General features: G+C 61.1%; 18 protein-coding genes, 1 tRNA gene and 1 pseudogene. 13 read left to right on the top strand and 7 right to left on the bottom strand.

Features of this window, described 5'->3' with window-relative positions:
• The 6 genes from recD to JF545_RS02660 all read right to left on the bottom strand — a co-directional run bounded on the left by recD (position 1) and on the right by JF545_RS02660 (position 11,572).
• Positions 1–2,205 carry an exodeoxyribonuclease V subunit alpha gene (recD, locus tag JF545_RS02635; RefSeq protein ID WP_206938451.1) on the bottom strand — a complete coding sequence of 735 codons (2,205 nt, stop codon included), beginning with the start codon at positions 2,203–2,205 and terminating at the stop codon, positions 1–3.
• A complete protein-coding gene (gene recB, locus JF545_RS02640) occupies positions 2,202–6,116 on the bottom strand; it encodes an exodeoxyribonuclease V subunit beta (RefSeq protein WP_206938459.1) in 3,915 nt (1,304 codons plus the stop codon). The genes recD and recB overlap by 4 nt, the downstream gene beginning before the upstream one ends.
• Positions 6,113–9,922 (bottom strand): exodeoxyribonuclease V subunit gamma, encoded by a 3,810-nt coding sequence (gene recC / locus JF545_RS02645; protein WP_206938460.1) that lies wholly within the window; start codon positions 9,920–9,922, stop codon positions 6,113–6,115. The genes recB and recC overlap by 4 nt, the downstream gene beginning before the upstream one ends.
• Positions 9,923–10,048: 126 nt before the next feature.
• Positions 10,049–10,276 carry a hypothetical protein gene (locus JF545_RS02650; RefSeq protein ID WP_206938461.1) on the bottom strand — a complete coding sequence of 76 codons (228 nt, stop codon included), beginning with the start codon at positions 10,274–10,276 and terminating at the stop codon, positions 10,049–10,051.
• Between the two features lie 132 nt (positions 10,277–10,408).
• A complete protein-coding gene (locus tag JF545_RS02655) occupies positions 10,409–10,732 on the bottom strand; it encodes a hypothetical protein (RefSeq protein ID WP_206938462.1) in 324 nt (107 codons plus the stop codon).
• A gap of 480 nt (positions 10,733–11,212) precedes the next feature.
• A complete protein-coding gene (locus tag JF545_RS02660) occupies positions 11,213–11,572 on the bottom strand; it encodes a hypothetical protein (protein WP_206938463.1) in 360 nt (119 codons plus the stop codon).
• A gap of 369 nt (positions 11,573–11,941) precedes the next feature.
• Here JF545_RS02660 and JF545_RS02665 point away from each other — a divergent pair.
• The 6 genes and pseudogenes from JF545_RS02665 to JF545_RS02685 all read left to right on the top strand — a co-directional run bounded on the left by JF545_RS02665 (position 11,942) and on the right by JF545_RS02685 (position 16,696).
• Positions 11,942–13,006: pseudogene (locus JF545_RS02665) on the top strand (IS3 family transposase).
• An 8-nt stretch (positions 13,007–13,014) separates the two neighbouring features.
• On the top strand, positions 13,015–13,302 hold the full coding sequence (locus JF545_RS20130) for a helix-turn-helix domain-containing protein (protein WP_347401301.1): 288 nt from the start codon (positions 13,015–13,017) through the stop codon (positions 13,300–13,302).
• 135 nt (positions 13,303–13,437) lie between these two features.
• Positions 13,438–13,848: a PAAR domain-containing protein gene (locus JF545_RS02670; protein WP_206938464.1), complete on the top strand. Its 411-nt coding sequence runs from the start codon at positions 13,438–13,440 to the stop codon at positions 13,846–13,848.
• A gap of 69 nt (positions 13,849–13,917) precedes the next feature.
• Positions 13,918–14,574, top strand: coding sequence for a polymorphic toxin type 44 domain-containing protein (locus tag JF545_RS02675; protein ID WP_206938471.1), 657 nt, complete (start codon positions 13,918–13,920; stop codon positions 14,572–14,574).
• A gap of 3 nt (positions 14,575–14,577) precedes the next feature.
• Positions 14,578–15,048, top strand: a complete 471-nt coding sequence (locus JF545_RS02680) for a hypothetical protein (RefSeq protein WP_206938473.1) — start codon at positions 14,578–14,580, stop codon at positions 15,046–15,048.
• Between the two features lie 661 nt (positions 15,049–15,709).
• A complete protein-coding gene (locus JF545_RS02685) occupies positions 15,710–16,696 on the top strand; it encodes an IS481 family transposase (RefSeq protein WP_206938476.1) in 987 nt (328 codons plus the stop codon).
• 345 nt (positions 16,697–17,041) lie between these two features.
• On the opposite strand, the gene JF545_RS02690 is transcribed toward JF545_RS02685, so the two are convergent.
• Positions 17,042–17,118, bottom strand: a tRNA-Pro gene (locus tag JF545_RS02690).
• 205 nt (positions 17,119–17,323) lie between these two features.
• On the opposite strand from JF545_RS02690, the gene JF545_RS02695 reads away from it, so the two are divergent.
• The 7 genes from JF545_RS02695 to JF545_RS02725 all read left to right on the top strand — a co-directional run bounded on the left by JF545_RS02695 (position 17,324) and on the right by JF545_RS02725 (position 23,281).
• Complete coding sequence (locus JF545_RS02695; protein ID WP_206938478.1) at positions 17,324–17,677, top strand: CidA/LrgA family protein; 354 nt, start codon at positions 17,324–17,326, stop codon at positions 17,675–17,677.
• A complete protein-coding gene (locus JF545_RS02700) occupies positions 17,677–18,405 on the top strand; it encodes an LrgB family protein (protein WP_206938480.1) in 729 nt (242 codons plus the stop codon). The genes JF545_RS02695 and JF545_RS02700 overlap by 1 nt, the downstream gene beginning before the upstream one ends.
• 89 nt (positions 18,406–18,494) lie before the next feature.
• Positions 18,495–18,668 (top strand): DUF2970 domain-containing protein, encoded by a 174-nt coding sequence (locus JF545_RS02705; RefSeq protein WP_206938482.1) that lies wholly within the window; start codon positions 18,495–18,497, stop codon positions 18,666–18,668.
• A gap of 247 nt (positions 18,669–18,915) precedes the next feature.
• Positions 18,916–20,046 carry a cytochrome c oxidase subunit II gene (gene coxB, locus JF545_RS02710; protein ID WP_206938484.1) on the top strand — a complete coding sequence of 377 codons (1,131 nt, stop codon included), beginning with the start codon at positions 18,916–18,918 and terminating at the stop codon, positions 20,044–20,046.
• A gap of 96 nt (positions 20,047–20,142) precedes the next feature.
• Positions 20,143–21,771: a cytochrome c oxidase subunit I gene (gene ctaD, locus JF545_RS02715; RefSeq protein ID WP_206938486.1), complete on the top strand. Its 1,629-nt coding sequence runs from the start codon at positions 20,143–20,145 to the stop codon at positions 21,769–21,771.
• Between the two features lie 17 nt (positions 21,772–21,788).
• On the top strand, positions 21,789–22,421 hold the full coding sequence (locus JF545_RS02720) for a cytochrome c oxidase assembly protein (RefSeq protein WP_206938488.1): 633 nt from the start codon (positions 21,789–21,791) through the stop codon (positions 22,419–22,421).
• Entirely contained in the window at positions 22,418–23,281 is an 864-nt protein-coding gene (locus JF545_RS02725; protein ID WP_206938490.1) for a cytochrome c oxidase subunit 3, read from the top strand. Before JF545_RS02720 ends, JF545_RS02725 begins: the two co-directional genes overlap by 4 nt.
• Positions 23,282–23,407 lie beyond the last annotated feature (126 nt).

Here is a 23,407-nt window from a genome sequence, read left to right on the forward strand (position 1 = left end):
CTACTGAAACAGCCGGCTCTGGCGCTGAATCCGGCGTTCGATGGCGCGGGCCAGCACCTGGTCGTTGGCGCTGGCCAGGGTAAAGGTCTTCTTGGCTCGCGTGACGGCGGTATAGACCAGCTCTCGTGTCAGGATAGGTGAGAGGGTGTCGGGCATCACCAGCGCGGTATGCACGAACTCGGAGCCCTGGGACTTGTGCACCGTCATGGCGAAGACCGTTTCGACCCGCTGCAGACGACTGGGCAGCACCCAGCGAATGCCGCCCTGGCCGTCACCCGCAGGAAACGCCACGCGCAAGATGGTGCCGGCTTCGGGGTTGCCGAACTCCGCCGGTACCTGCAGGGCGATGCCGATATCCCCGTTCATCAGCTTCAAGGCGTAGTCGTTGCCGGTGACCAGCACCGGGCGGCCTTCGTACCAATGGGTATACAGGTCGGGCTTGTCGATCAGGCCGTGGCGCGCCAGCGCCTGCTCGATGCGCTGGTTCAGTGTCTCGACCCCGTGGTGTCCGCTGCGCAGTGGTGTCAGCAGCTGGAACTGGGCGTGGGCCTTTAGAATCTCTGCTGCCCACTGGTCCCACTCGCTGCGGTCGGCCGCTGTCGCTGGGCGTTCGCGGCCACCGCTGGCGGCGTCGGGTCCTGCGTCGCTGCGCGCTTCACGGGGGCGAATGGCGTCAAGGTAGTAGCGGTAGCCCCAGGCGTTGTCGTGGCCACGGCCGTCGAGCACCAGCGTCATCAAGGCCCGTTCATCGTTACGGCGCAGACTCAGGCGCTGGGCCTCAGTAAAGGAGGGGGCATCCAGTACCGCCATGGCCCGTCGACTGTCTCCCGCATTGATGGAGCGAGCCAGCTGGCCGATGCCGCTCTGGTCATCGAAGCGGAACGAGTGACGCAACATGGCGATGGACTGATCCAGCGCGCGTCCACTACTGGCCTGTTCCGGGGGGAGGCAGAGCGCTGGCGGCAACTCGATACCGGTGGCGTCCTGCAACCACTGGGCGGTGTCCGGCTGATAGTGGCCTTCCTCCGCTCGCGCACACAGGTTGCCCAGCACGGCCCCGGCTTCGACCGAGGCCAGCTGGTCCTTGTCGCCCAGCAGGACCAGACGCGCCCTGGGGGGCAGTGCCTCCAGCAGTGCCGCCATCATGTCGATGTCCACCATCGAGGCCTCATCCACCGCCACCATGTCCAGCGGCAGCGGATTAAGGCGATGATGCCGGAAGTGACGGGTATCCGGGCGCGCCCCGAGCAGACGGTGCAGGGTCGTGACCTCGGCGGGGATCGACTCGCGGACCTGCTCGGCGTTGGGCAGGTCGAGGGATGCCAGGGCGGCGATCTGGTCGCGGATGGATTCACTCAGGCGAGCTGCGGCCTTGCCGGTGGGGGCAGCCAGGCGGATGGTCAGCGGCACGCCTCGTGTGGCGATGGCCTGGGCCTGCAGCAGCGCCAGCAGGCGGATGACGGTGGTGGTCTTTCCGGTGCCGGGACCGCCGGTGATGACCGAGAAGGGCGTCCGTGCGCCCAGGGCGCAGGCGAGTTTCTGGGACTGTGCCTGTTGCGCACGGGGGTCCTGTGGCGGAAACAGGCTGTCCAGTACCGGGCGTAGCTGGCTGGCCTGGGGGACAGCGTCGCTAACGCTGGTCTGATTCGTGTTGGGCTGAACCGTGCTGGGCTGAACCGTGCTGGGATGGGCGGTATAGGCCGCTACCAATCGATCAGAGATGGCATCGGCGACCCGGCGCTCGTGACGCCAATAGCGGCGCAGATACAGCCGGTTGCCATCCAGTACCAGCGGCGTGCTGCCGGGGCCCTGGCCCACCGCGGACCACCGCTCAAGGCGCTGGGCCCAGTCGTCGCCAATGGCGGCCAGCACCTCATCCGGTGGGGCTGGGGCGGTGTCGTCGGGTTCCACCGCGATCAGCGTCTGAGGGTGCCGCCTGGCCTGGTCGAGGTCCACCAGCAGATGGCCCTGGCCGGCCTGGTGGCTGACCAGCATCGCGGCGACCAGGCAGCAGGCATCGGCGTCCGGTGCCAGCGCGGCAAGACGATGGGCCAGGGCGGCGTCGAGGTCACGAATCCAGTCGTGTTCGGCCCAGGCGAACTGCAGGCGCAACATGGCCTGGGGATCGGCCAGGGCCTCGCTGACGCTGGGGCTGTCTGAAGCGGCATCCGTGCCAGGGCGGTCATGGGTCAGCGTCTCGGTCATGCCGGAGTCTCCTCTTGGCGTTCCCCGGCCAGGCAGCGATCCAGCGCCTCGATGAAGGCCAGCGGTGGCTTGATCGCGGCAACGCCTCGTGAGGGGGCATCGATACCGCGTAGAAACACCAGCATGGCGCCGCCCACGTGCTGCTCGTAATCATAGTCCGGCAGCGTCTGGCGCAGGTGTCGATGCAGCGCCACCAGGTAGAGGGCGAGCTGCATGTCGTAGCGTTTGTCGAGCATGGCGTCGCGCATGGCATCGGGGTGATAGGCAGCGTCGTCGGGGCCCAGCCAATTGGACTTCCAGTCGATGACGTAGAAACGCCCGTCGTGTTCCGCCAGCAGGTCGATAAACCCCTTGAGCAGTCCGTTGAGGCGCTGGAAGCCGAGCTGCGGCCGTGGGGCGCCAGGGAAAAGATGGTCCCGGGTGAGTCGGTCCATCGCTGGGGTAATCGCATTGTGGGTGGCAAACCAGAAGTCGGGTTCCGCCCGGTAGCGCGATAGCTCGCACAGCGTTAGGCCGTCCGTCACTTCAGCGGTGGACGAGGTGGCACCCGCGGATTCCATGGCCGCAGGCGACAGGGGGGTGGTCAGCCAGCGCTGCATGCCTTGGGTCAGGGCGTCGATGTGATCGTCCCAGCCTCGCCGTCGGCAGCGCTGTGCCATGCGTGCCTGCAGCGTGGTGTCGCCCACGGCGGCGGCAAAACCATGTTCGGCCATGGCTTCCAGCACGCCGTGGAGGAAGGTACCGGGCCCAGGTCCACGAGGAAAGGCATGCAGGCTACCGGGCTCGGGCTGGCGGGTGTCGGCGCGACTCACTGCCTGACGCTGGTCGCTGTCTTCTTCTTCCAGCACTTCGGCGGCAGGTGTTTCTGGTGCCGCCGCGCCCTTCTGGGCCAGTGCCGAATAGCTGGCAATCCACCAGGGGGCAAAGGCCTGGTGGGCGGCGGAAAGCGCCGGCTTGTGGGCTCGCGTCGACTGCCGGGGCACGACGTTGATGATGGGAGAAGCCACGCTTGAAGGGGCGGTCTCCAGCAGGACGTCGCCACTGTCCCCCTGCATCTGTTGCCAGCAGGCACGCAGGCTCTGTTCGTCCGGAATATTCGCGCCACCGGCCAGCAGGTGACCAAGGGCCGACTTGTGCAGGGTCGCGGCCTTGCCATTGCCGTACTTGAGGGGCGCGAGGCCGATAAAGCTGGCGTGACGGGCACGGGTCAGGGCCACATAGATAAGTCGGACTTCCTCGGACAGCCGTTCATCATCGGCCAGCTCGAAGCCTTCCTTGGCCATCTCCTTCTTGGGCGCCAGTTCCAGCACCGGGCGGTCGTCAAGGTGGTAGAGCGGGGTCCCGGTCTTGCCGCTGACTTCCTTGTAGGTGCACAGGAAGGGCAGGCATACCACCGGATACTCCAGGCCCTTGGACTTGAAGATGGTGACTACCTGGATGAGCTCGGCATCGCTTTCCAGGCGCAGAATCTGTTCGTCGTCGGCGGGCTCCTGCACATGCTCCGACAGCAGGCGGATCAAGGCGTGGTCGCCATCCAGGGTGTCACTGGCCTGCTGGGCCCACTCTGCCAGGTGCAGCAGGTTGGTCAGGCGCCGCTGGCCCTGGTCGGCATTCAACAGGCGGGCAGGGATGCGATAGTCGTGCATCAGCTGGCGTAGTGCCGGCAGAACGCCGCGCCGCTGCCAGCGCTGGCGGTAGGCCATGAAGCGTTCTTGAACGCGCTCCCAGGCGCTTTCGTCGCGCTGCAGGTGATCCAGCTCCACCAGACTGAGCCCCAGGGTGGCGGTGGCCAGGGCGGTGCGCAGGGTAGACACGGACTCGGGGTGGGCGATGGCCTTCAGCCAGTAGAGCATGTCACGGGCTTCTGCGGTGGCGAAGACGCTGTCCCGGTCAGACAGGTAGACGCTGGCAAGGCCGCGCTGGCTGAGCGCCCGGCGAATGGCGGTGGCCTCGACCCGGTCACGCACCAGAATGGCAATGTCACTGGCGTTCAAGGGCGTCAGGCGGTCGTCGCCCGGGCGGGCGAAGCCGGCGCGGGGCTCGCCGCCCTCAGGATGGGACTGGTTGAGCCATTCGGCGATGCGGTTGGCGCAGTGATGGGCGGCCTCGCGCAGATAGCGTGCCTTGTTCAGGCAGCCGCTGTCTCTGTCGTCATCGCTGACCAGCCAGCCGGTCAGGGCCGTGGCGGGCTGGCCATCCAGCATCAGGGTTTCCTTGCGGCCGTTGGCCTTGACCGTGACAAAGGGCAGCGGGTTGGTGGCCTGCCCGGTGGCGTCGGCAAAGCGAAAGGCCCCCCGCTCATGGTGCTGCTCGGCGAAGGCGAACAGCTGGTTCACCGAGTCGACGGCGGCCTGACTTGAGCGGAAGTTGGTGTCCAGGCTGTGGTGATGACCCAGGGTGGCCTGGCGGGCCGCCAGGTAGGTATAGATGTCGCCACCGCGAAAACCGTAGATCGCCTGCTTGGGGTCCCCGATCAGGACCAGCGCACTAGGGTCGTCAGCGGCGTCGATGCTGGCGTCGTCGGTCGCCTTCGCGTTCGCCTGGTCGATGCGGTAGATACCTTCGAAGATGCGGTACTGGGCCGGATCGGTGTCCTGGAATTCGTCGATCATCGCCACCGGGAATTGCTGGCGAATCCGCCGCGCCAGCACGTCCCCGCCTTCGCCGTCGAGGGCCTCGGCAAGCCCGGTGATCATGTCGTTGAAGTCCGTCAGGGCATCGGCCTCAAGCTGCTCGCGCAGGCGCTGGCTGATCCAGCGGCTGGCATCGGCAAGAAACTGGGGGAGCAGCTCACGCTTAAGGTCATCGGCGTGCTGCTGATAGGTGCCCCACTCCTCCAGGGCATTAAACAGGGCGATGTCCGGGACCTCTACGCCTTTCTTCACCTTCAGGCGGGAGCGTGCCAGCTTCTGCACGAACTTCGTGTCGCCGGTGGCGATGCCGCCCTGGGCCCAGTGGTCGAGCTCTTCCAGCCAGCCGGCAAAGGTCTCGTCGTTGTCCTTGCCGCGAAAGCTGTTGCCGTTGAGGCTTGGGCGCAGCGCTTGCAGAGCGTCGCGCACCTCCTGCGCTTCATCCAGGTAGCACTGACGTGCCTGCGCTTCCAGGCTGTCGGCCTTGGCGCGATGGTCACTGAAGGTGGTCAGGGTAGCGGTCAGGTCGGTACTGACCAGCGGCTCGCCGCAGAACATCAGCGTGGCATCATCCCGGGCGAGCAGGTTGCGGACGTTGCTATACAACCCCTGAGGCGATGAGAAAAGCTCAACCACCGAAGCCGCCAGCGGCTCGCTGAGGGGGTAGACCCGGGTGCGCCAATAGTCGTTGACGGCCTCCTGGATCATGTTGCTCATATCCTGAATGACCTCCTGGCGAAACAGCTTGCCGCTTTCGAAGGCATGCTCCTTCTGCATCCGCTGACACCAGCTGTGAATGGTGGAGATGGCGGCATCATCCATCCATTCGGCGGCCAGTATCAGGCGGCGGGCGCAGACCGGCCAGGCATCCGGGACGAAGTCGTTGCGCAGTTCGGCCAATAGCGGATCGCGGCCGGCCAGGTCGTCGTCGTGGGCGGGATCAGCGCGAAAGGCCTCGGCGGCCTGTACCAGGCGCGCCCGAATGCGCTCTCGCAGCTCCTGGCTGGCGGCTTCGGTGAAGGTCACCACAAGGATGTCGGGGGGCACCAGCGGCTGTGAAAAGCCGTTGCCCGCGCGACAGTCGCTGCGCCCCGGCTGGCCATGGCCCAGTACCAGGCGCACGTAGAGCAGGGCGATGGTAAAGGTCTTGCCGGTCCCGGCACTGGCCTCGATCAACTGGCAGCCGGTAAGTGGCAGGGCCAGCGGTAGCGCCTTGGTTGACGGGGGCTGATGTGCGTCTGACACCAGGGGGCCGTCAGCGGTGGTCTTGGCTGAGCTCATGCTTTGGCCCCCTTGGCGGAGTGACGGTTGCCTTGCGTTGCAGGGGCAACCGCAAGGGGAGACTGACGCGCGCGGCTGATCCAGGTGTGCAGGTCGGCATACAGCTCCCGGGTGGCGTCGGCAAAGTCTGGAGCGGTGACCAGTGCTTCCAGGGTAGGGAACTCCCGCAACATCAGCGGGCTGCGTTCGGCCAGGCGTTCCCAGCGGTTTTCCCATGAGGTGCGAAGCTTGGGATCGGACGCCAGGTCAGGTGGTGGCCAGTCAGGGTCATCCGCCGCGGGATAGGCCTCAAGGGCGTGGAAGGCGATATCGGGATGGGTCGGGGTGGCGCGCTGCATGGCGTGCTGCCACCGCTCCATCAGCCGGTTCAGCCGCTGTTCGGCCTGGGCTCGTGTCATGCCCGGTATGGTGAGCTGGCCGCTCGGCGATACCAGGTGGGTGACGGCGCCCGGATAAAGGGTTTGCAGCGCCAGGTGAGCAGGCCAGTGGCGCAGGATCTGGCGCCAGTTGAAGTGCTCGCCCTGGTGGATCTGACTGGTCAACAGCACGATGCGGGCCACTTCGGCTGAGGCATCTGCGCTGGCCTTTTCTCCCAGTTTCTCTCCCTGTCTTTCGCCCAGTGAGAGGGGCCGGTCGGCGTGCAGCTGGGTCAGGGTGTCTTCCAGCCGCAGGGTGAGCGCCTGCGTGTCGTCATCAGCGGCCAGTCGGCTTGCCTCCAGCGTAAGCCCGCTGTCGTGGCTGACCCGTGGGGCGATCTCCAGGGCATAGGGATAGCGGGCGAGCAGCGCCCGATAGGCCTCCAGGGCAGCGGGAATCCGCTCCAGCAGGCGGTGTCGAATGACCGGGCCCACCGGGGCCGGTGGATAGTGTCCGGCGCGCTGCTGGCGCAGGACCTGGCGGTCGATCAACTCGCTCAGTGAGGCGGGGTCGTCTGGCCGGTGCGCCAATTGCTGACCAATGGGCTGGACCAGGGCCTCGCGCTGTTGCCAGGCGGCCAAACCCGCAAAGCCAAAGGGCTCGTCGTCGTCATTCAGCACGTTGTCATCGCGCATGCTGGTGGACAGGCGCTGCTGAAACAGCGCTTCGACCGGGTCACGCAACAGCCCGGCCAGGTGCGACAGCTGAAGGGGGCCTTCCGGTTGCCATGGGCCCAGGCCGTTGGTCGCGGAATCTGCTCCATGCGGCCCGTGGGGGGCCGTCGAGTCGACTGCCGCCCCCGGCGAGTTAGCGGCCGCGCGAGTAGCGCCCCCAGCGGCAGTGTCCATGGTGCTGCCAGAGGCGGCGTGCAAGTCCTGCCACTCGTCGGCGTAGGTGAACAGTCGGGAATCCGCCTGGAAGTAGGCGGCGCCAAAGGGCTGCAACGGGTGCTGGGCCGTCAGCGCTTCGAGCAGGGCGTCGGCCATCTTGGCATCGTCGGCCAGGCTGCGCTGGGCGTGAGGCGGCTGACCAGGGAGGCGCCAGCCTTTGGCCAGGTGGTCGCGCAACTGGCCCACCAGCACGCTTGGGGGCTTTTCACCGTTGTCCTGTGGGCTGCGACCGCACCAGCTGATGGTCAGGCGCTCCCGTGCGGACAACAAGGCCTCCAGAAACAGGTAGCGGTCGTCGTCTCGACGTGAGCGATCTCCCGCGCGATAGTGACCGCGCATGGCCATCAGGTCGAAGTCCATGGCGGTGGCCTGGCGCGGGTAGGCGCCGTCATTCATGCCCAGCAGCACCACCTGCCGGAACGGAATGGCACGCATCGGCATCAGGGTGGCGAAGGTGATGCGACCCATCATGAAGCTCTGGGACAGCTGCGGGTCATCGATGCGCGATAGCCAGCTTTCGCGCACCACGGCCAGGGGCAGGTCGGTGGTCACCGCTGCCGAAGTGATCTCTTCCTGCCAGGTCTCGAGGGAGGCCTGGATGCGACCCATCAGGGTCTGCTCCGCGCTGGTGCTGGGGGTTAAGGTGCGTTCGAGCATGGTCGATAGCACGCGGTCCCAGTCCGCCGCCGGACGGGGTGCGGACAGCAACTGGCGCAGCTCACTCAGGGTCATGATCAGCCGGTACAGGGGGCCGACCAGCGCCGCGTCTAGGCCGGCCACCTCGTCGTAGGGCACCACCTCGAGCCAGTCGTCGCCACTGTCCTCGGCCTCGCCGACGGCGTAGCCCATCAGCATGCGTTCAAGACCAAAACGCCAGGTATGCAGTTCGTCGTGCTCCGGCAGTCCCAGTTCGGCCCGCTGGGCGGCGTCCAGGCCCCAGCGCACGTTGGCCTCGCGGATCCAGCGCTGCAGGGTGGGCAGGTCGCCTTCACCCAGGCCAAAGCGCTCGCGCACCGCCGGGATGTCGAGCAGGTCGAGAATCTCGCTGGCACGGAAACGCATGCGCGGAAGCGACAGCAGCGTTTCCAGGGCGACCAGCAAGGGCTCCCGATGTCGCTGCTGCTGGTCGGCGACGTGGTAGGGCAGATGACGACGTTCGCCCGGGGCGAATTGCCCAAAGACGGCGTCGATGTAAGGGGCGTAGTCGTTGATGTCCGGCACCATGACCATGATGTCACGGGGCTCTAGCGTCGGGTCTGCGGCAAAGCTTGCCAGCAGCTGATCGTGCAGGACTTCGAGCTCGCGCTGGGGGCTGTGGCAGATGTGAAAGCGGATCGAGCCATCTTGCTCAGGATCCAGTGCCGGCCATGTCTGCTGGGTCTCGGACAGTGGCCGCAGGTTGAGGATGTCGTCCTGCAACTGGCCCAGTAGGTGCTCGGTGGGCGGTTCGAGAAACAGGTCGACGGCGCCATCGAGCAGGGCGCTCATGGCCTCGACATCGGTATGGTCATGTTCGCTCAGCAGCTGCAGGTAGTCGCGGCCCTGCTTGCCCCAGGCCGCCAGCAATGGGTGGGCGTGCAGGTGCAGGTGTTCCAGCGACTGATGCAGGTCGGCGGGCATGCCTTCACGCCGGCGCTGACGCACATGGCGACGCAGCACTTCCTGGGTCTCGATGATCTCGCCCCAGTAGAACTTGCAGGGATTGAGCAGGCACAGCACTACCTCGCAGACCCCGGAGAGAGCCGCGAGAACTTCAAGAGTCTGCTGTGGCAGCGACGAGATGCCGAACACCACGATACGCGGCGGCAGCTCGTCGGGACGCTGCTGCAGGGTCTCTGCGGCGGCCTTGAAACGCTGATGAATGGCGCCACGATGGGTGTGACGCAGGCCGTCCTCCAGGGAGTCGCCGATCATGCGCCACAGGGCGGGTTGCCAGCGCTGCTCTTCTGGCATCGGTATGCGGCGATTGCCGGGTAGAACCAGGCTGTCGTCACCCTTTTCCCAGGCGCTCAGCCAGTCTGCCCGGTATACCTGATACTGGTCGAACAGGTCGGCCAGGCGCTCCGCCAGCTGGTAGTGCTTGCGGCGCTCATCATCGTCGCGCAGATAGCGTTCCAGAGGGGCGAACAGCGGATCCATCAACGCCTTTGGTAACAGCTCCATCAGACGCCAGCGCAGTCGGCTCTTGTCGAAGGGCGACGTCGTGGGCACTGTACCTGGTCCTTCGACATCCTCGATGACCGCACGATAGGCCTGCCACTGTAGCCGTGCCGGCAGCGCCACATCCGTTCCCAGACAGATACCGTAGCCGGGAGCGCCCTGACGCTCGGCGATAGAGGTCTTGAGCCATTGTGCAATGCCGTTGCTCTGCACCAGGAAAAGTGTACGTGCGAGCGGATGGAGGGGACGGCGACCGAGCCATTTCAGCGTCAGATCGCGCAGGTCTTCCATGCGGTTGCCCTGCAGGACAATCATCCCGGAGGCGGCTGTATCGGTCATGGCTTGCTCTCTTTGCGGCGCGGGAAGGCCTGTGGCGGAGGCCTGCGTCGTGACTGTCTCGGCATAGCCTAATAGATGCAGCGCCAAGGATCATCTGCGGGCAGTCACGCTGCGACAGATCGTCGGCTACTTCGGGTCACGTCGACGCTGGCGTTCGCCGAAGAGCAGCCAGATGCATAGGGCGGCGACCAGATAGACCACGAGGGGAATGGCCAGGCCGTAGGCCAGTACCTTGAAGGAAAAGTCGTTTTTGACAAAGAGGAACAGCAGAAGCACGGGGAACCAGCAGAGAGCGATGCCTTGCGCGAGCTTCTTTAGTGCGGTGATAACCACCGACGGAGCCTTGTCCTGCATTTACGCCTCGTCATATCCATATGGGCTGAAGAATTCTCCTGCCATGTCTAGGGGCACCTTGTGCACCCCAGTCGTCATGCACCGCAGCCATCAGGCACCGCAGCCATCGTGCACAGAATGCTCGCACCCGCGCTAGTCGGTCTCTTTCGGAGGTGGCGGGAAGGCACGCTGTATCTCTCGTTGGTTGGTATGACACACCTCGAGAGGAAAGTGCGATTCGATCCAGCGGGTAAAGCGCTGGCCTTGCATGGTTTTACGCTGTGCGCCTAGCCCGCGGCACAGGTTCAAGGCATTTCCTACCTCGCCGCCGACGATAATGACCTTGAACAAGGTGCCGGCAGAGTAGCACATGACCGCATGAGCAGGCCGGTGTGGGCGGCTCACGTCCTTCACTTCGAAGTCGTGGACGTGATCGGTGTATTGGTATTCGGGGAAGTCGGAGAGTGCACCTAGCATGAATCATGGCTCCTTGTGCGGTGTCTTCACGTCATCCGTGACGTGAACAGCGAAGGACTGCGTCAGGTTGCCCAGGGGCAATGGCTTGGGGCTGTTTGCCCGCTTGCCTGGGGTCGATAATGCCAGAGCTGGCGTCACGATCAATCACCAGGCAAGAGGACTTCCTGCGTCATGGCCTGGAGACAGTGTGACGGGACTCAGCGGTTCCGGGCCAGCGGCGTTGGCGGGTGGCCCGCTGCCACGAAACAGCAGGACCGGTTCTGGTCGTGCGAGCAGGAAGCGCGAGCAGGAAGCGCAGTCGCGACCGGACTGAGCTTCCGCTTCGGTAGGCCACTTTAGTGGGGCTTTGCTGCGTGCTCCGAGTTCCGCAGGTCGAGTTCTTTGCCTCGTTTCCTGTGCCCCGTTCCTTGTGCCCCAGGGCCTCTCAGGGTCTCCCGGAGCTCAAGACAGTTCGACTCGTCCCGGTGCAAGCGGTAACGCTTAGATGAGCTCTTCGATGTTGTCGACGGTGGGCTCGAGGATGAGCTCGCCAGTGCCTTGCTTTACCACGCGGTTAGGTTCGATAAAGCAGGTGACGAGGCACCTGGCGCTCTCGCCACCGTCGGAGATGGTGTAGGTCTTCTTGGTCGATACAACACGACCCTGGACGAAGACCAGGCTTGTCTTTCCTTCTTCTTCCGCGGTGAAGGGCAGTTCAAGCAGTTCGTCTGTGCCGGGTACTTCCAGCAAGGTATCGATCTGATGTTCGGGCATGTCCAGCGGTGACGGTTTCAGCGTCAGGGGTTCGAGAGACTTTGTGTTGAGGGAGTCTGTGAGTTGGAACATCAATCGGTAGTTCATGTCTCGTCCTGGTTGGTTTCCTTCCGGCGTAGTGCCTTCACACGCCTGTTCCCTGCGGTGCTCACTCACCCTCCGCGGCGCTGAGGACCTGGCCGATCTAGGAGGTTCCCGACCATGGCTACAACGCCTGCAGTATCAGTGACTTAAGAATTATACAGCGAGCGCTCCTTGTATAGCATTTGTGATGCGTCAGGGCTAATACTTTATGCCGAGGCGGGCAGAAGCTGGCTGGCACAGCCAGGGCTGGGCGTGTTGCATCACCCCCTTTCGAAGGGTGGGGCTGTGTCGTGGTGACCTTCCCCCTGAAGCCGGTCCACCAGCAATGTGATTTTTTCGCTACGTTTTATCCTGATAGCCGGAGATCTCGCGATGAAGCGCAATCGACATACTGAAGAGCAGCTCATCACCAGCCTCAAGGCCCATGAGCGGACGTCTCAGTGCCCAAGTTGGCTCGGCAGAATGGCGTCACCGAGCAGACCAGCTATCGCTGGAAGGCCAAGTACGACGGTATGGAGGTATCGGAGGCCAAGCGTCCACGGGAGCTGGAGGCAGAGAATGCCCGCCAGAAGCAGCTGCTGGCGGAAAGCGCTCTTGATAATGCCGCTCTCGAGGAGATCAAGTCGGGAAAGTGGTGACGCCCGAAGCCAAGCGGCGCGCGGTAACGCACCTGGTGGCAGACGGCTGGCTCAGCCAGCGACATGCCTTTCGATCGCTGGGCCTGCCACGATCCGTGGCCCGCTACCAAGCGATGCCGCACGACGATGAGCCACTTCGGGCGCGACTGAACGCCTTAGCGACCTGCCATCCCCGCTACGGCTACCTGCTGTTGCACGCTCTGTTGCGACAGGAGGGGCTGGTGGTGAATCGCAAGCGAACTTACCAGCTGCACGTGAGGCTGGGCTTCAGGTCCGCACCCGGCGGCCCAGGCGACTGGTGCGGCCAAGAGCGGCGATGCCGTGTCCAGACGGGCCCAACCAGCTCTGGTCGATGGACTTCGTCTCGGATTAATTGGCCTCGGGGCGACGATTCCGCGTGCTCAACATCGTATACGCCTTCAACAGAGAGCGTGTTGGTCAACTGGTGTACACGTTCATTTCCGGACGTCGCTTGGCCAAGTTCCTGGACGAGGTAGCGCATCAGCGCTCGCTGCCCGCGTAGATTGTCTGCGATAACGGCCCCGCACTGACCAGCAAGGCGATGTTTTTCTGGGCGTGTGAGCGGAAGATCACGCTGTCCTTCATCCAGCCGGGCAAGCCGACACAGAATGCCTTCATCGAGAGCTTCAACGGCAAGTTCCGCGATGGATGTCTTAACCAGCACTGGTCTTTGAGCCTGTCCGATGTCCGATATGAAATCGACCAATGCAGGACCCACTACAACCATGTTAAGCCGCATAGCCCGCTGGGCTATCTGGCACCCGTCGCCTATGCCTAGTGGTGTGCATGAAGGAGCGGTTCCCACATTATGGTTGGACTGAAACAAGGGGGAAGGTCACTGTCGCTCGCAAGGACTATGACGACAGGCGTAGACGGCAGTCTGAGGGAACAGAGAAGGCCAAAGATAAAGGGGCCTACAGGGGCCGTCCTGTGAATGAAGCGTTGCATCAGAGGATCAGGGAGCTAAGAGAGAAAGGCTTCAGTATCAGAAAGACGGCTGAGCTTGCAGGGTGCGGGGTATCGACGGTTCAGCGAGCACTGATGAATGCCACTGAACACAAGTCATTGCAGTAAGTTATCGTCATCAATGCTCTTAAAGTCCAGGTGCGACGTTTTGCCCGGGTTGCTGCAGCACAGCCCGCTTTCCCGAGACATTCCCTGCAGCGGTACGATGACCCTTCGACTCACAGGAAAGTAGGGGGGTAGGGAATGTTCAATTCAGGGGATGGAGTTATCTTGCTGGGCGACTCGACCAGTCATGGCGGAACGGTCGTCACTGCCCAGGCAAACTATCTCGTTAATGGTACCCCGGTTGCAGTAGTTGGCGATATGGTGGCTTGCCCACAGAAGGGACATGGTGTCTGCCCCATCGTCGAGGGGCATCCAACCTTTACCGTAAATGGTAAATCTGTTGCCTTCCACGGCTGTCACACCGCCTGCGGAGCAACGCTGCTCTCTTCCATGAATGGCGTGCATGCGCTAGGCGATAATCGCCAGCCTTCCGCACAGGCCCTCTACGACTCAGCGGTAGCACAACGACGACAGTACGCTGGTGCTGGAATCCGGCAGTCCTTCGCCAATACTGAACCTGCTGAGGCTCCCTGTAACCATCCTGATTAGGCACTGGACCTGGCTGCGTTCATCGTGGATGAGATTCAGAGGAATGTCGTGTCTCGGCCAGGCCGGATGATGTCACTCTGGAACGGGCAGAGTAGCGAGCTTTCCATTGATATATTCACGCAAGAGATGGACAGCATGGGGGGTGAGTACCCAGCGCTGGCGAATATCCGCAACTTCTTGATGCCGAAAGCTCCTAGTGGGATATTTGCTCTTGCCCTGTGGACGTTTATGGTGAGAGAAAATGGTGATTGGGACCATAAAAGGAGAATAAGCCGGAATGATAATTTTGCTTCACTCGGTAAGTCCTCCTATCGATACCATCACAAATACGGTGAGTACGAGTACTACTACGATATATGGGCCAATATCCATTACGGCTATGTCAGCCTGTGCTGTGGCTTCTCCGAAGGGTTGATGCTGGATGGTGCTGGGCTTGAGCAGATTGGCTCCGACACTCTGCATGATGACCAGGAAGTCACGTCTAGATCGGAGATTCCTAGCGGGTTGCCTTGGCCTTTGCCTGATTGGCTTAGCCCGCGTACCTATGACGATGTGACAGATAATCTCTCAGTACGCCTGGGGTTCGAGCTATACCACGAATACCCTGACCCTTCAGCGCTTACTGCTGATATCGTGATGCAAAAAATAGCCTCAGCACCTTACCCAATCAGGAAGGATTCGAAAATTCGTCACGACTGCGCATTGGCAAGAAGCCGGAGAATATAAGCAATGAAAAAGAGAGTCATCGGGGGTGCCGTACTGCTGCTTGTTAGTAGTCTGTTAGTGTATCTATGTCCAAGACAAACTCCCGATGACGTCTTGGTTAGGATGCAGGGGATATTAAATGAACTTGAAGAGATGTATGATGGTGAGATGATCTTAATACGGTCATATAATGCGGAACCCGATGGTCTTGATAGTGAAGGAGTTAAATGGATTCGGAGAGAAATGCGGGAGGCGGGGCTAAATATCGTTTCGCTTAGTTGCTCTGAATATAGCTGCCTATCTGTTTATGATATTGATAGGTGGCTTGTGATCTTTGGCGACTATATGTATTACAAGTATGACTCTGATAGCATGACTGAAGAAATAATAGTAGATAGCGTCGAGAAAGCCATAGAAGAAAACACTGATGTCCATTACGCCTTCTGCGAGAGAACCGAAGTCGAACACTGGTTCTACTGCGAGAACAACCATTGAATGCAATCATATGACAAGTAAAGGAAGCAACCGATACATTGACAGTACTCACCTACGACATCGAGGACATGCTTTCTCTTTAAAAGAAGCTGGGAAAACGGAAGACTCATAGGGTCAAGTATCACACAAAAAGAAAACAGGAAGATGCGCCAGGATCTTCTAAGTCCGGGGGACGTCCTGTAAGCCTCGAAGATGATCAGGAGGGTGTCTTGGTGACAATATCCTTTGATGAGCTGGCCTAGATTAACGTCGCATTACTTAAAGTGGTTGGCTTCAAGAAGCGCTATTGTATGCTATGGGATAGTATGTGGCTATGCGGTGGCTCTTATCATTGGTATGTCAGTCATGATGTTAAATATAGAAATCACCAGAAAAAATAAACCAATTCACTTTGCCACCTTCTCTTAAAAGAGGGTGGGGGTCTACAAAAGCTCAAAACGTCCCAGCGTTCTTGAAGAGACCCCCATCGGCTCCCGTACCCCCCCTCTTGAAATATCTCAAAGCTCTTCACTACGGGGCTGTCCTTGGCTTCCTGTGAGCCCTTATAAGCCCCTCTATTCTTAAGCTAAGTGTTGTGTCTCGGATGTTCAATTGACAAAAAGAAGCTATCCTTTGATAGCCGCCCGTGGGCTTCTCCGTCAATTCATCCAGGAGCATGGCCGTGGATATCAAACTTCATAAACAAGCGACGACGACCCCAAAGATCCGCGCTGAGATCCAGGCGGCTCCCGCTCACATTACCGATACGGCGCTGGCGGAGCGCTTTGGTGTCAGTGACATGACGATACGTCGGTGGCGGCACCGCGACGATGTCTATGATCGCCCCCACACCCGTCACAACCTCAAGGCAACGCTCAACCACGAGCAGGAAGAGGTGCTGATTGCGGCACGCGAATTCCTTCGTCTCGGGCTCGACGACCTGCTCGTCGTCGCCCAGGAGTTCTTGCACCCCACGCTATCCAGAGCGGCGCTCCACCGGATGCTGAAACGCCGCCAGGTGCCCACCTTGGCCCAATTGGCTAAGAAGGACCAGGAGGGCAAGAAGGACGCCCCCAAGCCCTTTCGAGACTACGAACCGGGCTTCCTCCATATCGATATCAAGTATCTGCCGCAGATGCCTGATGAGACGCAGCGCCGCTATCTGTACGTTGCCATCGACCGAGCTACGCGCTGGGTCTATCTAGAGCTACGCTCCAGCCAGGCAGCACGCGATGCTGAAGCGTTTTTTCATCGGGTCGTTGAGAAGGCCCCGTTCAAGGTCCAAAAGGTGCTGACGGACAATGGCAAGAGCTTCACGGATCGCTTCACCTCTGGTGGAGAGCGCAAGCCCACCGGACAGCATCCGTTTGACCAGGCATGTGCAGCGCACCACGTGGAGCACCGCCTGATTCGACCGGGCCACCCTCAAACCAACGGAATGGTCGAACGCTTCAATGGCCGTATCAGTGACGTCTTATCGACGCGTCGCTATGTCTCTGGAGAAGACCTGGAGCAAACGCTTAAACGGTACTGCTGGCTGTACAATCATCACATCCCGCAGAAGGCATTGAAGCACCAGGCCCCAATTTCTGCGATGAAAGACTGGCAGAACCGGCGTCCCGAACTATTCACCAAGCGCGTAATTAATCATCCGGGACCTGACAGCTAAGCCTTGGCCTTGTCAGTTCCCTCTCACCCTTCAGCGAGCCTTGTAGGCGGTTCTTCAGCAAGGGAGGAGATGCCTGTTGGATGAGCAAGCACGGTCAGGGCCAAGTGGCACAGAAAATCTGACAGTGCGGTGATGTGCGTGGGCGGCAAGCGGTAAGTCACTTGCACATGCACTGGGTCGAACGTGGGTCTTTTCGTAGTGAGGCGTCGGGAAGGGGGGGGGTATCATCCGGTCACGAGGTTGTGCGTGCTGACACCTAATTGACACCTAGAAGAGATTGGGGCTTCAGAAACGAAAAAGGCTCCTGCGTGAATGTTCGCAAGAGCCTGATTCATAAGTATTCAGTGGTCGGAGCGACAGGATTCGAACCTGCGACCTTTGCAACCCCATTGCAACGCGCTACCAAGCTGCGCCACGCTCCGACTTGGCCTTTGGGCTCTGTGACCGTCTGGCCTGTCCCCCGAAGACGAGGCGTATACTAGCGCGTTCATTTCGAAATGAAAACCCCTTTTTGCGCTTTTATTTCAATTGGTTGGAAATTGACCGCTGGTGATGGTCAGCGCTGCCCAGTTTGTCTGTGCTCTGACACACTATAGGGAGAGTAAACAAGGTGCGGAGGGGACGCGGATGCCGCTGATTCTGGGAATGAGCCTATTGCTGGGCTGTCAGTTTGCGGGTGAATTATTGGCTCGGCTGTTGGGGCTGCCGATTCCGGGGCCTGTTATCGGGATGGTCATACTGCTGGTGGGTCTGACGATCCGCGGCAAGGTACCTAAGAGTCTGCGGACCACGGGTGAGGGGCTGCTGCGTTACCTGACGCTGTTGTTCGTGCCTGCCGGGGTGGGCTTGATGGTGCATGGTCGACTGATTGCCAATGATGGCGTGGCCATCGCGGCAACTCTGGTGCTGTCGACCGCGCTGACATTGGCGGTAACGGCATGGGTGATGTCGTCGCTGGCGACGCGCAGGGGAGGTCGCTAATGGAAGCCTCTGCTCTGGATGAACTGTGGGTCTATCTGTCAGGGAATCCGCTGGTCTCGCTGCTGGTGACGCTACTGGCCTTTGCCCTGGCCGTGCGCATCAATCGTTGGCTGGGTGGGACGCCGCTGCTGCATGCGGTGACGCTTAGCATTGCGCTGATCATTACCTTTCTTCTGCTGACCGGGATTGACTACGCGACGTACTTTGAAGGCGCTCAGTTCATCCATTTTCTGCTGGGCCCGGCCACCGTCGCTCTGGCGATACCGCTTTACGATCACCGAGAGCGGGTGCGCCAACTGCTGGTGCCACTGTTGGCCGCCTGTGGCGCGGGTATCGTGACGGCGGTGGCCTCGACGCTGGGCTTGGCGCTGCTGTTCGGCGCGTCTCCGCAGACAGTGCTGTCGCTGGCACCTCGTTCGGTGACGTCGCCGATTGCCATGGGGGTGGCGGAGCAGATTGGTGGTATTCCATCGTTGGCGGCGGGCCTTGTGCTGATTACCGGCTCCATTGGATGTGCCCTGGGGCCTTTCATTTTTCGCATGCTGGGCGTTCGTGATCCTGTGGTGCAGGGCTTCACCATGGGACTGGCGGCGCATGGTTTTGGTACCGCCCAGGCTTTTGCCAAGCTCGGTGCCATGGCGGGGGCCTTCTCTGGGCTTGCCATGGGGCTCACAGGTTTGGTGACGGCCTTTCTGCTACCGGCGCTGGTAGCACTTTTCGGACTATGACCTTCGTCTAATGCGCAACGCAAACTGTCTCCGGCTGAACTATGGTCAAGCGAAGGACGAGGGATGACTTGACCTGACCGGAGGTCGCGATGTGGAAGACCATTACGTCTGTACTCGCCGCCTTCTTTGGCGTTCAGAAGGAATCCCGACGGCAGGAGGATTTCACCTCTGGCAAGGCGTCCAGTTTTATCGTGGTAGGCATCCTGGCAGGGGTGCTGTTTGTGGTGGTACTGGTAGTGATCGCCACCTTGGCGGCGGGGTAGTGACTCCACCGTCGAGGTGGCGATCTGCGTTGTGGCACCTGGTGTGGGGGAAGTGGGTGATGCGCTACCGGGAAGTGCCGGGTAAGGCAACAGCGCGGTGTTGCATGCCGGATGCATCAGGTCATGACGGATGCGTCAGGTGAAGATCCAGGGAATTCACCGATCAGCCCGCATCTACCACCGGGCACAGACGTAACACGACAGACGAATAACAACCGACGTATCACACAGGCTCCAGGAGGCATCGATGCGCATACGCCACGTATGGATGACTGCAGGAATGCTGGTTGCAGCGCTGATGACCGGAGTGAGCGGTCCTCTCCTCGCGGCTGACTGGAACATGCCGGTCGGTGTCACTGACGTGAGTCGTGAAGTGCACTCCTTGCACATGACGATTTTCTGGATCTGCGTAGTGATTGGCGTGGTGGTCTTCGGCGCCATGTTCTATTCGCTGTTTCGCTACCGCCATTCCCAGGGTGCCAAGGCCGCCACGTTTCATGAACACACCACGGTAGAGGTCATCTGGACCGCGCTGCCTTTGCTGATTCTGGTCGGCATGGCGGTGCCGGCCACGGCGACGCTGAAGAAAATGTATGACGCCTCTGACGCTGATCTCGACGTCATGGTCACGGGCCAGCAATGGCGCTGGCATTACAGCTATCTGGGCGAGGATGTCGAATTTACCTCCAATCTTGCGACCCCGCGTGAACAGATCACCGGTGACAGCGCCAAGGGGGACCACTACCTGTTGGAAGTCGATGAACCGTTGGTACTGCCGGTGGGCAAGAAGGTGCGCCTGCTACTGACGGCAGATGACGTCATCCACTCCTGGTGGGTACCGGAGCTGGCGGTCAAGCAGGATGCGGTGCCGGGATTCGTTAATGAGAACTGGGTAAGGATCAACGAGCCGGGCATCTATCGCGGCCAGTGCGCCGAGCTATGTGGCAAGGATCACGGTTTTATGCCCGTGGTGGTCGAGGCGGTGGAGCAGGAGCAGTTCGACACCTGGCTGGCACAGCGCAAGGAGGCCGCCGCCCAGGAGGCGCAGGGCGTCGACCGCGAGTGGAGCATGGATGAGCTGATGGCCAGGGGCGAGCAGGTGTATGGCTCGATCTGTGCGTCTTGCCATCAGGCTGATGGCAGCGGACTGCCGCCGGCTTTCCCCGCCCTGGCGGGTAACCAGGCGCTGCTGGATGATCCCGGCCGGCATGTCGATACCGTCGTCAACGGTGTGTCGGGGTCGGCCATGCCGGCGTTTCGCACCACGCTGAATCCTGTCGAGATAGCTGCTGTCATCACCTATGAACGTAATGCCTGGGGCAATGACTCGGGTGAGGTCACCCAGCCCGCCGAGATCGCCGCAATGCTGGCCGAGTGACGCCCCGTGCGTCACCCAGCTTCGATACACAGATTGACGTGACACGCTGACACCTGGTCCGTGTCGGACGGACTGCCAACCGGGGAGAACTTCGCCATGGCGTCACTGCCTCCCAAGCATCGTCTGCAATCCTCCGCAGCGGATAGCGCTGCGACAGGCCAGCACGAGCATCATCGACCCCGCGGCCTGATGCGGTGGGTGCTGACGACCAACCATAAGGAGATCGGTACGCTGTACCTGATCTTCTCCTTGACCATGTTCTTGATTGGCGGTGTCTTCGCCTTGGTGGTGCGGGCCGAGCTGTTTCAGCCAGGACTTCAGCTGGTTCAGCCTGAATTCTTCAATCAGATGACCACCATGCACGGGCTCATCATGGTGTTTGGCGCGGTCATGCCTGCCTTCGTGGGTCTTGCCAACTGGATGGTGCCGCTGCAGATAGGGGCTCCGGACATGGCGCTCCCGCGGCTTAACAATTTCAGCTTCTGGCTGTTGCCGATTGCCTTTACGCTGATGCTGAGCACATTGTTCATGCCTGGCGGTGCGCCGAACTTCGGCTGGACATTCTATGCCCCCCTGTCCACGACCTACGCACCTCCGTCCACCACCTTCTTCATCTTATCGCTGCATATTGCTGGAATCAGTTCGATCCTCGGCGCCATCAACATCATTGCGACCATTCTCAACCTGCGTGCCCCTGGGATGCGCATGATGGACATGACCTTGTTCGTGTGGACGTGGCTGATCACCGCCTTCCTGTTGATCGCCGTGATGCCGGTCCTCGCGGGCGTTGTCACCATGATGCTGATGGACATTAATTTCGGCACCAGCTTCTTCAACGCGGGGGGCGGCGGCGATCCGGTGCTGTTCCAGCATCTCTTCTGGTTCTTCGGGCATCCCGAGGTCTACATCATGATCTTGCCGGCGTTCGGCATCGTGTCGGTGATTATCCCGACCTTTGCGCGCAAGCGGTTGTTCGGGTACGCCTCAATGGTCTACGCCACGGCGTCCATTGCCATCCTGTCCTTTCTGGTTTGGGCGCACCATATGTTTGTCGTCGGGCTGCCATTGGTCGCAGAGCTGTTTTTCATGTACAGCACGATGCTTATCGCGGTACCCACCGGGGTGAAAGTGTTTAACTGGATCACGACACTGTTTCGCGGCTCTATCAGCTTTGAGCCGGCGATGCTGTTTGCCATTGCCTTTGTCGTACTGTTTACCATCGGAGGTTTCTCGGGCTTGATGCTGGCGATCTCACCAGCAGATTTTCAGTATCACGACACCTACTTTGTGGTGGCTCATTTCCACTATGTTCTGGTGCCAGGGGCGGTGTTCTCGATCATGGCGGCGGTCTATTACTGGCTGCCGAAGTGGACCGGCCATTATCCGCACCTGCGGTTGTCTCAGTGGCATTTCTGGCTGTCGGTCATTGGCGTGAACCTGACGTTCTTCCCGATGCACTTTTCTGGTCTCGCTGGTATGCCACGGCGTATTCCCGACTATTCGCTGCAGTTCGCTGACTTCAACATGGTGTCGAGCATCGGTGCCTTCATGTTCGGCCTTTCGCAGCTGCTGTTCGTGGTGATCGTCATCATGTGTGTAAGAGGTGGCAAGACCGCGCCCGCCAAGGCGTGGGACGGGGCTGAGGACCTGGAGTGGACCGTGCCAAGCCCGGCTCCACTGCATACCTTCGAGCACCCGCCCCAGTATCGACCGGTCGAACACTGACGTGCGGGAGATCGCCCATGGTGAATGTCGTCGAGGATCGCAGGCCGCAGGTACGACGCACCGTCATCAAGACCCTGGTGGTGCTGGCGGGTATGTGCGTCTTTGCCTTCGCGCTGGTGCCCCTCTACGACGTCTTCTGTCAGGTGACGGGGCTGAACGGCAAGACGGCGTCCAGCGCTCAGTCTCTGGTGCACCAGGAGGTGGATGACGAACGTACCGTGACCATGCAGTTCGTGACACGTGGTGCGGCTGGCCTGCCATGGCGGCTAGAGGTGGAGGAGCGACAGATCCGGGTGCATCCAGGGCAGAGCGCAGAGGTGCACTTCACCTTTCGCAATCTTGGTGAGCGCTCGCTGGTGGCCCGAGCTGTGCCAAGTGTGACGCCGTCGCCGGCATCGCTACATCTCCGCAAGCTGGTGTGCTTCTGCTTCGAGAACCAGCGTCTGGCGGCGGGCGAAAGCTTTACTGCGCCGCTGGTGTTTCAGCTGACGAGGGACTTGCCGCCCGAGATCAAGGCCGTGACGTTGGTGTACACCCTATATCCCCAGGAAAACGACACCGTAACAGCCGCGATGCCGGACGATGGCAAGCATATTGACGCTGTGGCCACGCGGCGCTGGGCGGACAGGTCCTCAGGAGGTGAAACATGAGTGGTGGCAGCTACTATGTTCCCGCAACCAGCAAGTGGCCAATTCTGGGCTCTCTGGCGATGGGCGTGATGATGGTCGGAGGCGGCACCTGGCTGGTACATGGAGCCGTGGGGTCACCGCTGATGTTGGCAGGGTTGGTGGGGATTCTCGCCGTCATGGTGCTGTGGTTTCGCGATGTGATTCGAGAGTCCATGGCAGGCCTGTACGACGCGCAGATGGATCGCTCATTCCGCTGGGGCATGGGCTGGTTCATCTTCTCTGAGGTCATGTTCTTTGCGGCCTTCTTTGGCGCGCTTTTCTACGTGAGAACCTTGGCACTGCCCTGGCTGGATGGCGAAGGCGCCAAGGGGGTGACGGCGCTGCTTTGGCCTGATTTTTCGGCCAGCTGGCCATTGCTCGATCCGCCGGATAGCCGCATTTCGGGACCCGCGGAGACTCTCAGTCCGTGGCAGCTGCCGCTGGTCAACACGCTGTTGCTGGTGTCATCCAGCATCACTCTTACCGTGGCTCATGAAGCGCTGAAGATGGGGGAGCGACAGGCAACGCATAACTGGCTGTTCGGCACCGTACTGCTGGGGACCTGCTTCATCATTATTCAAGGAGTGGAGTACTACGAGGCCTACCATCACCTCGGGCTGACCCTTGAAGCCGGCATCTACGGTTCAACCTTCTTCATGCTGACAGGCTTTCACGGCCTGCACGTCATCATCGGCACCATCATTCTCGCCAGCATCCTGCTGCGCATACGCAAGGGACACTTCAGTGGCGCCAACCACTTCGGCTTCGAGGCCGCAGCCTGGTATTGGCACTTTGTCGACGTGGTATGGCTTGGGCTTTTCATCTTCGTTTACGTCTTCTGACGCTGACAGGCACCGGGTGATGACAAGCCCGCGTCCCTCGCCTCAAGGCACAGGGGGGGGGGCGAGACCAACAGGGCTGAAGCGGTCGAGAGGAAGTGGGCTGAGACAGGGCTGACTGAGACAGAC

Source organism: Halomonas litopenaei (genome assembly GCF_017303055.1).
GTDB classification, from domain to species: Bacteria; Pseudomonadota; Gammaproteobacteria; order Pseudomonadales; family Halomonadaceae; genus Halomonas; species Halomonas litopenaei_A.

Excerpts from the sequence above, each read along its gene's own strand:
- recD (WP_206938451.1), bottom strand. The coding sequence starts at position 2,205 with ATGACCGAGACGCTGACCCATGACCGCCCTGGCACGGATGCCGCTTCA.
- recB (WP_206938459.1), bottom strand. The coding sequence starts at position 6,116 with ATGAGCTCAGCCAAGACCACCGCTGACGGCCCCCTGGTGTCAGACGCA.
- recC (WP_206938460.1), bottom strand. The coding sequence starts at position 9,922 with ATGACCGATACAGCCGCCTCCGGGATGATTGTCCTGCAGGGCAACCGC.
- JF545_RS02650 (WP_206938461.1), bottom strand. The coding sequence starts at position 10,276 with ATGCAGGACAAGGCTCCGTCGGTGGTTATCACCGCACTAAAGAAGCTC.
- JF545_RS02655 (WP_206938462.1), bottom strand. The coding sequence starts at position 10,732 with ATGCTAGGTGCACTCTCCGACTTCCCCGAATACCAATACACCGATCAC.
- JF545_RS02660 (WP_206938463.1), bottom strand. The coding sequence starts at position 11,572 with ATGAACTACCGATTGATGTTCCAACTCACAGACTCCCTCAACACAAAG.
- JF545_RS20130 (WP_347401301.1), top strand. The coding sequence starts at position 13,015 with ATGAAGGAGCGGTTCCCACATTATGGTTGGACTGAAACAAGGGGGAAG.
- JF545_RS02670 (WP_206938464.1), top strand. The coding sequence starts at position 13,438 with ATGTTCAATTCAGGGGATGGAGTTATCTTGCTGGGCGACTCGACCAGT.
- JF545_RS02675 (WP_206938471.1), top strand. The coding sequence starts at position 13,918 with ATGTCACTCTGGAACGGGCAGAGTAGCGAGCTTTCCATTGATATATTC.
- JF545_RS02680 (WP_206938473.1), top strand. The coding sequence starts at position 14,578 with ATGAAAAAGAGAGTCATCGGGGGTGCCGTACTGCTGCTTGTTAGTAGT.
- JF545_RS02695 (WP_206938478.1), top strand. The coding sequence starts at position 17,324 with ATGCCGCTGATTCTGGGAATGAGCCTATTGCTGGGCTGTCAGTTTGCG.
- JF545_RS02700 (WP_206938480.1), top strand. The coding sequence starts at position 17,677 with ATGGAAGCCTCTGCTCTGGATGAACTGTGGGTCTATCTGTCAGGGAAT.
- JF545_RS02705 (WP_206938482.1), top strand. The coding sequence starts at position 18,495 with ATGTGGAAGACCATTACGTCTGTACTCGCCGCCTTCTTTGGCGTTCAG.
- coxB (WP_206938484.1), top strand. The coding sequence starts at position 18,916 with ATGCGCATACGCCACGTATGGATGACTGCAGGAATGCTGGTTGCAGCG.
- ctaD (WP_206938486.1), top strand. The coding sequence starts at position 20,143 with ATGGCGTCACTGCCTCCCAAGCATCGTCTGCAATCCTCCGCAGCGGAT.
- JF545_RS02720 (WP_206938488.1), top strand. The coding sequence starts at position 21,789 with ATGGTGAATGTCGTCGAGGATCGCAGGCCGCAGGTACGACGCACCGTC.
- JF545_RS02725 (WP_206938490.1), top strand. The coding sequence starts at position 22,418 with ATGAGTGGTGGCAGCTACTATGTTCCCGCAACCAGCAAGTGGCCAATT.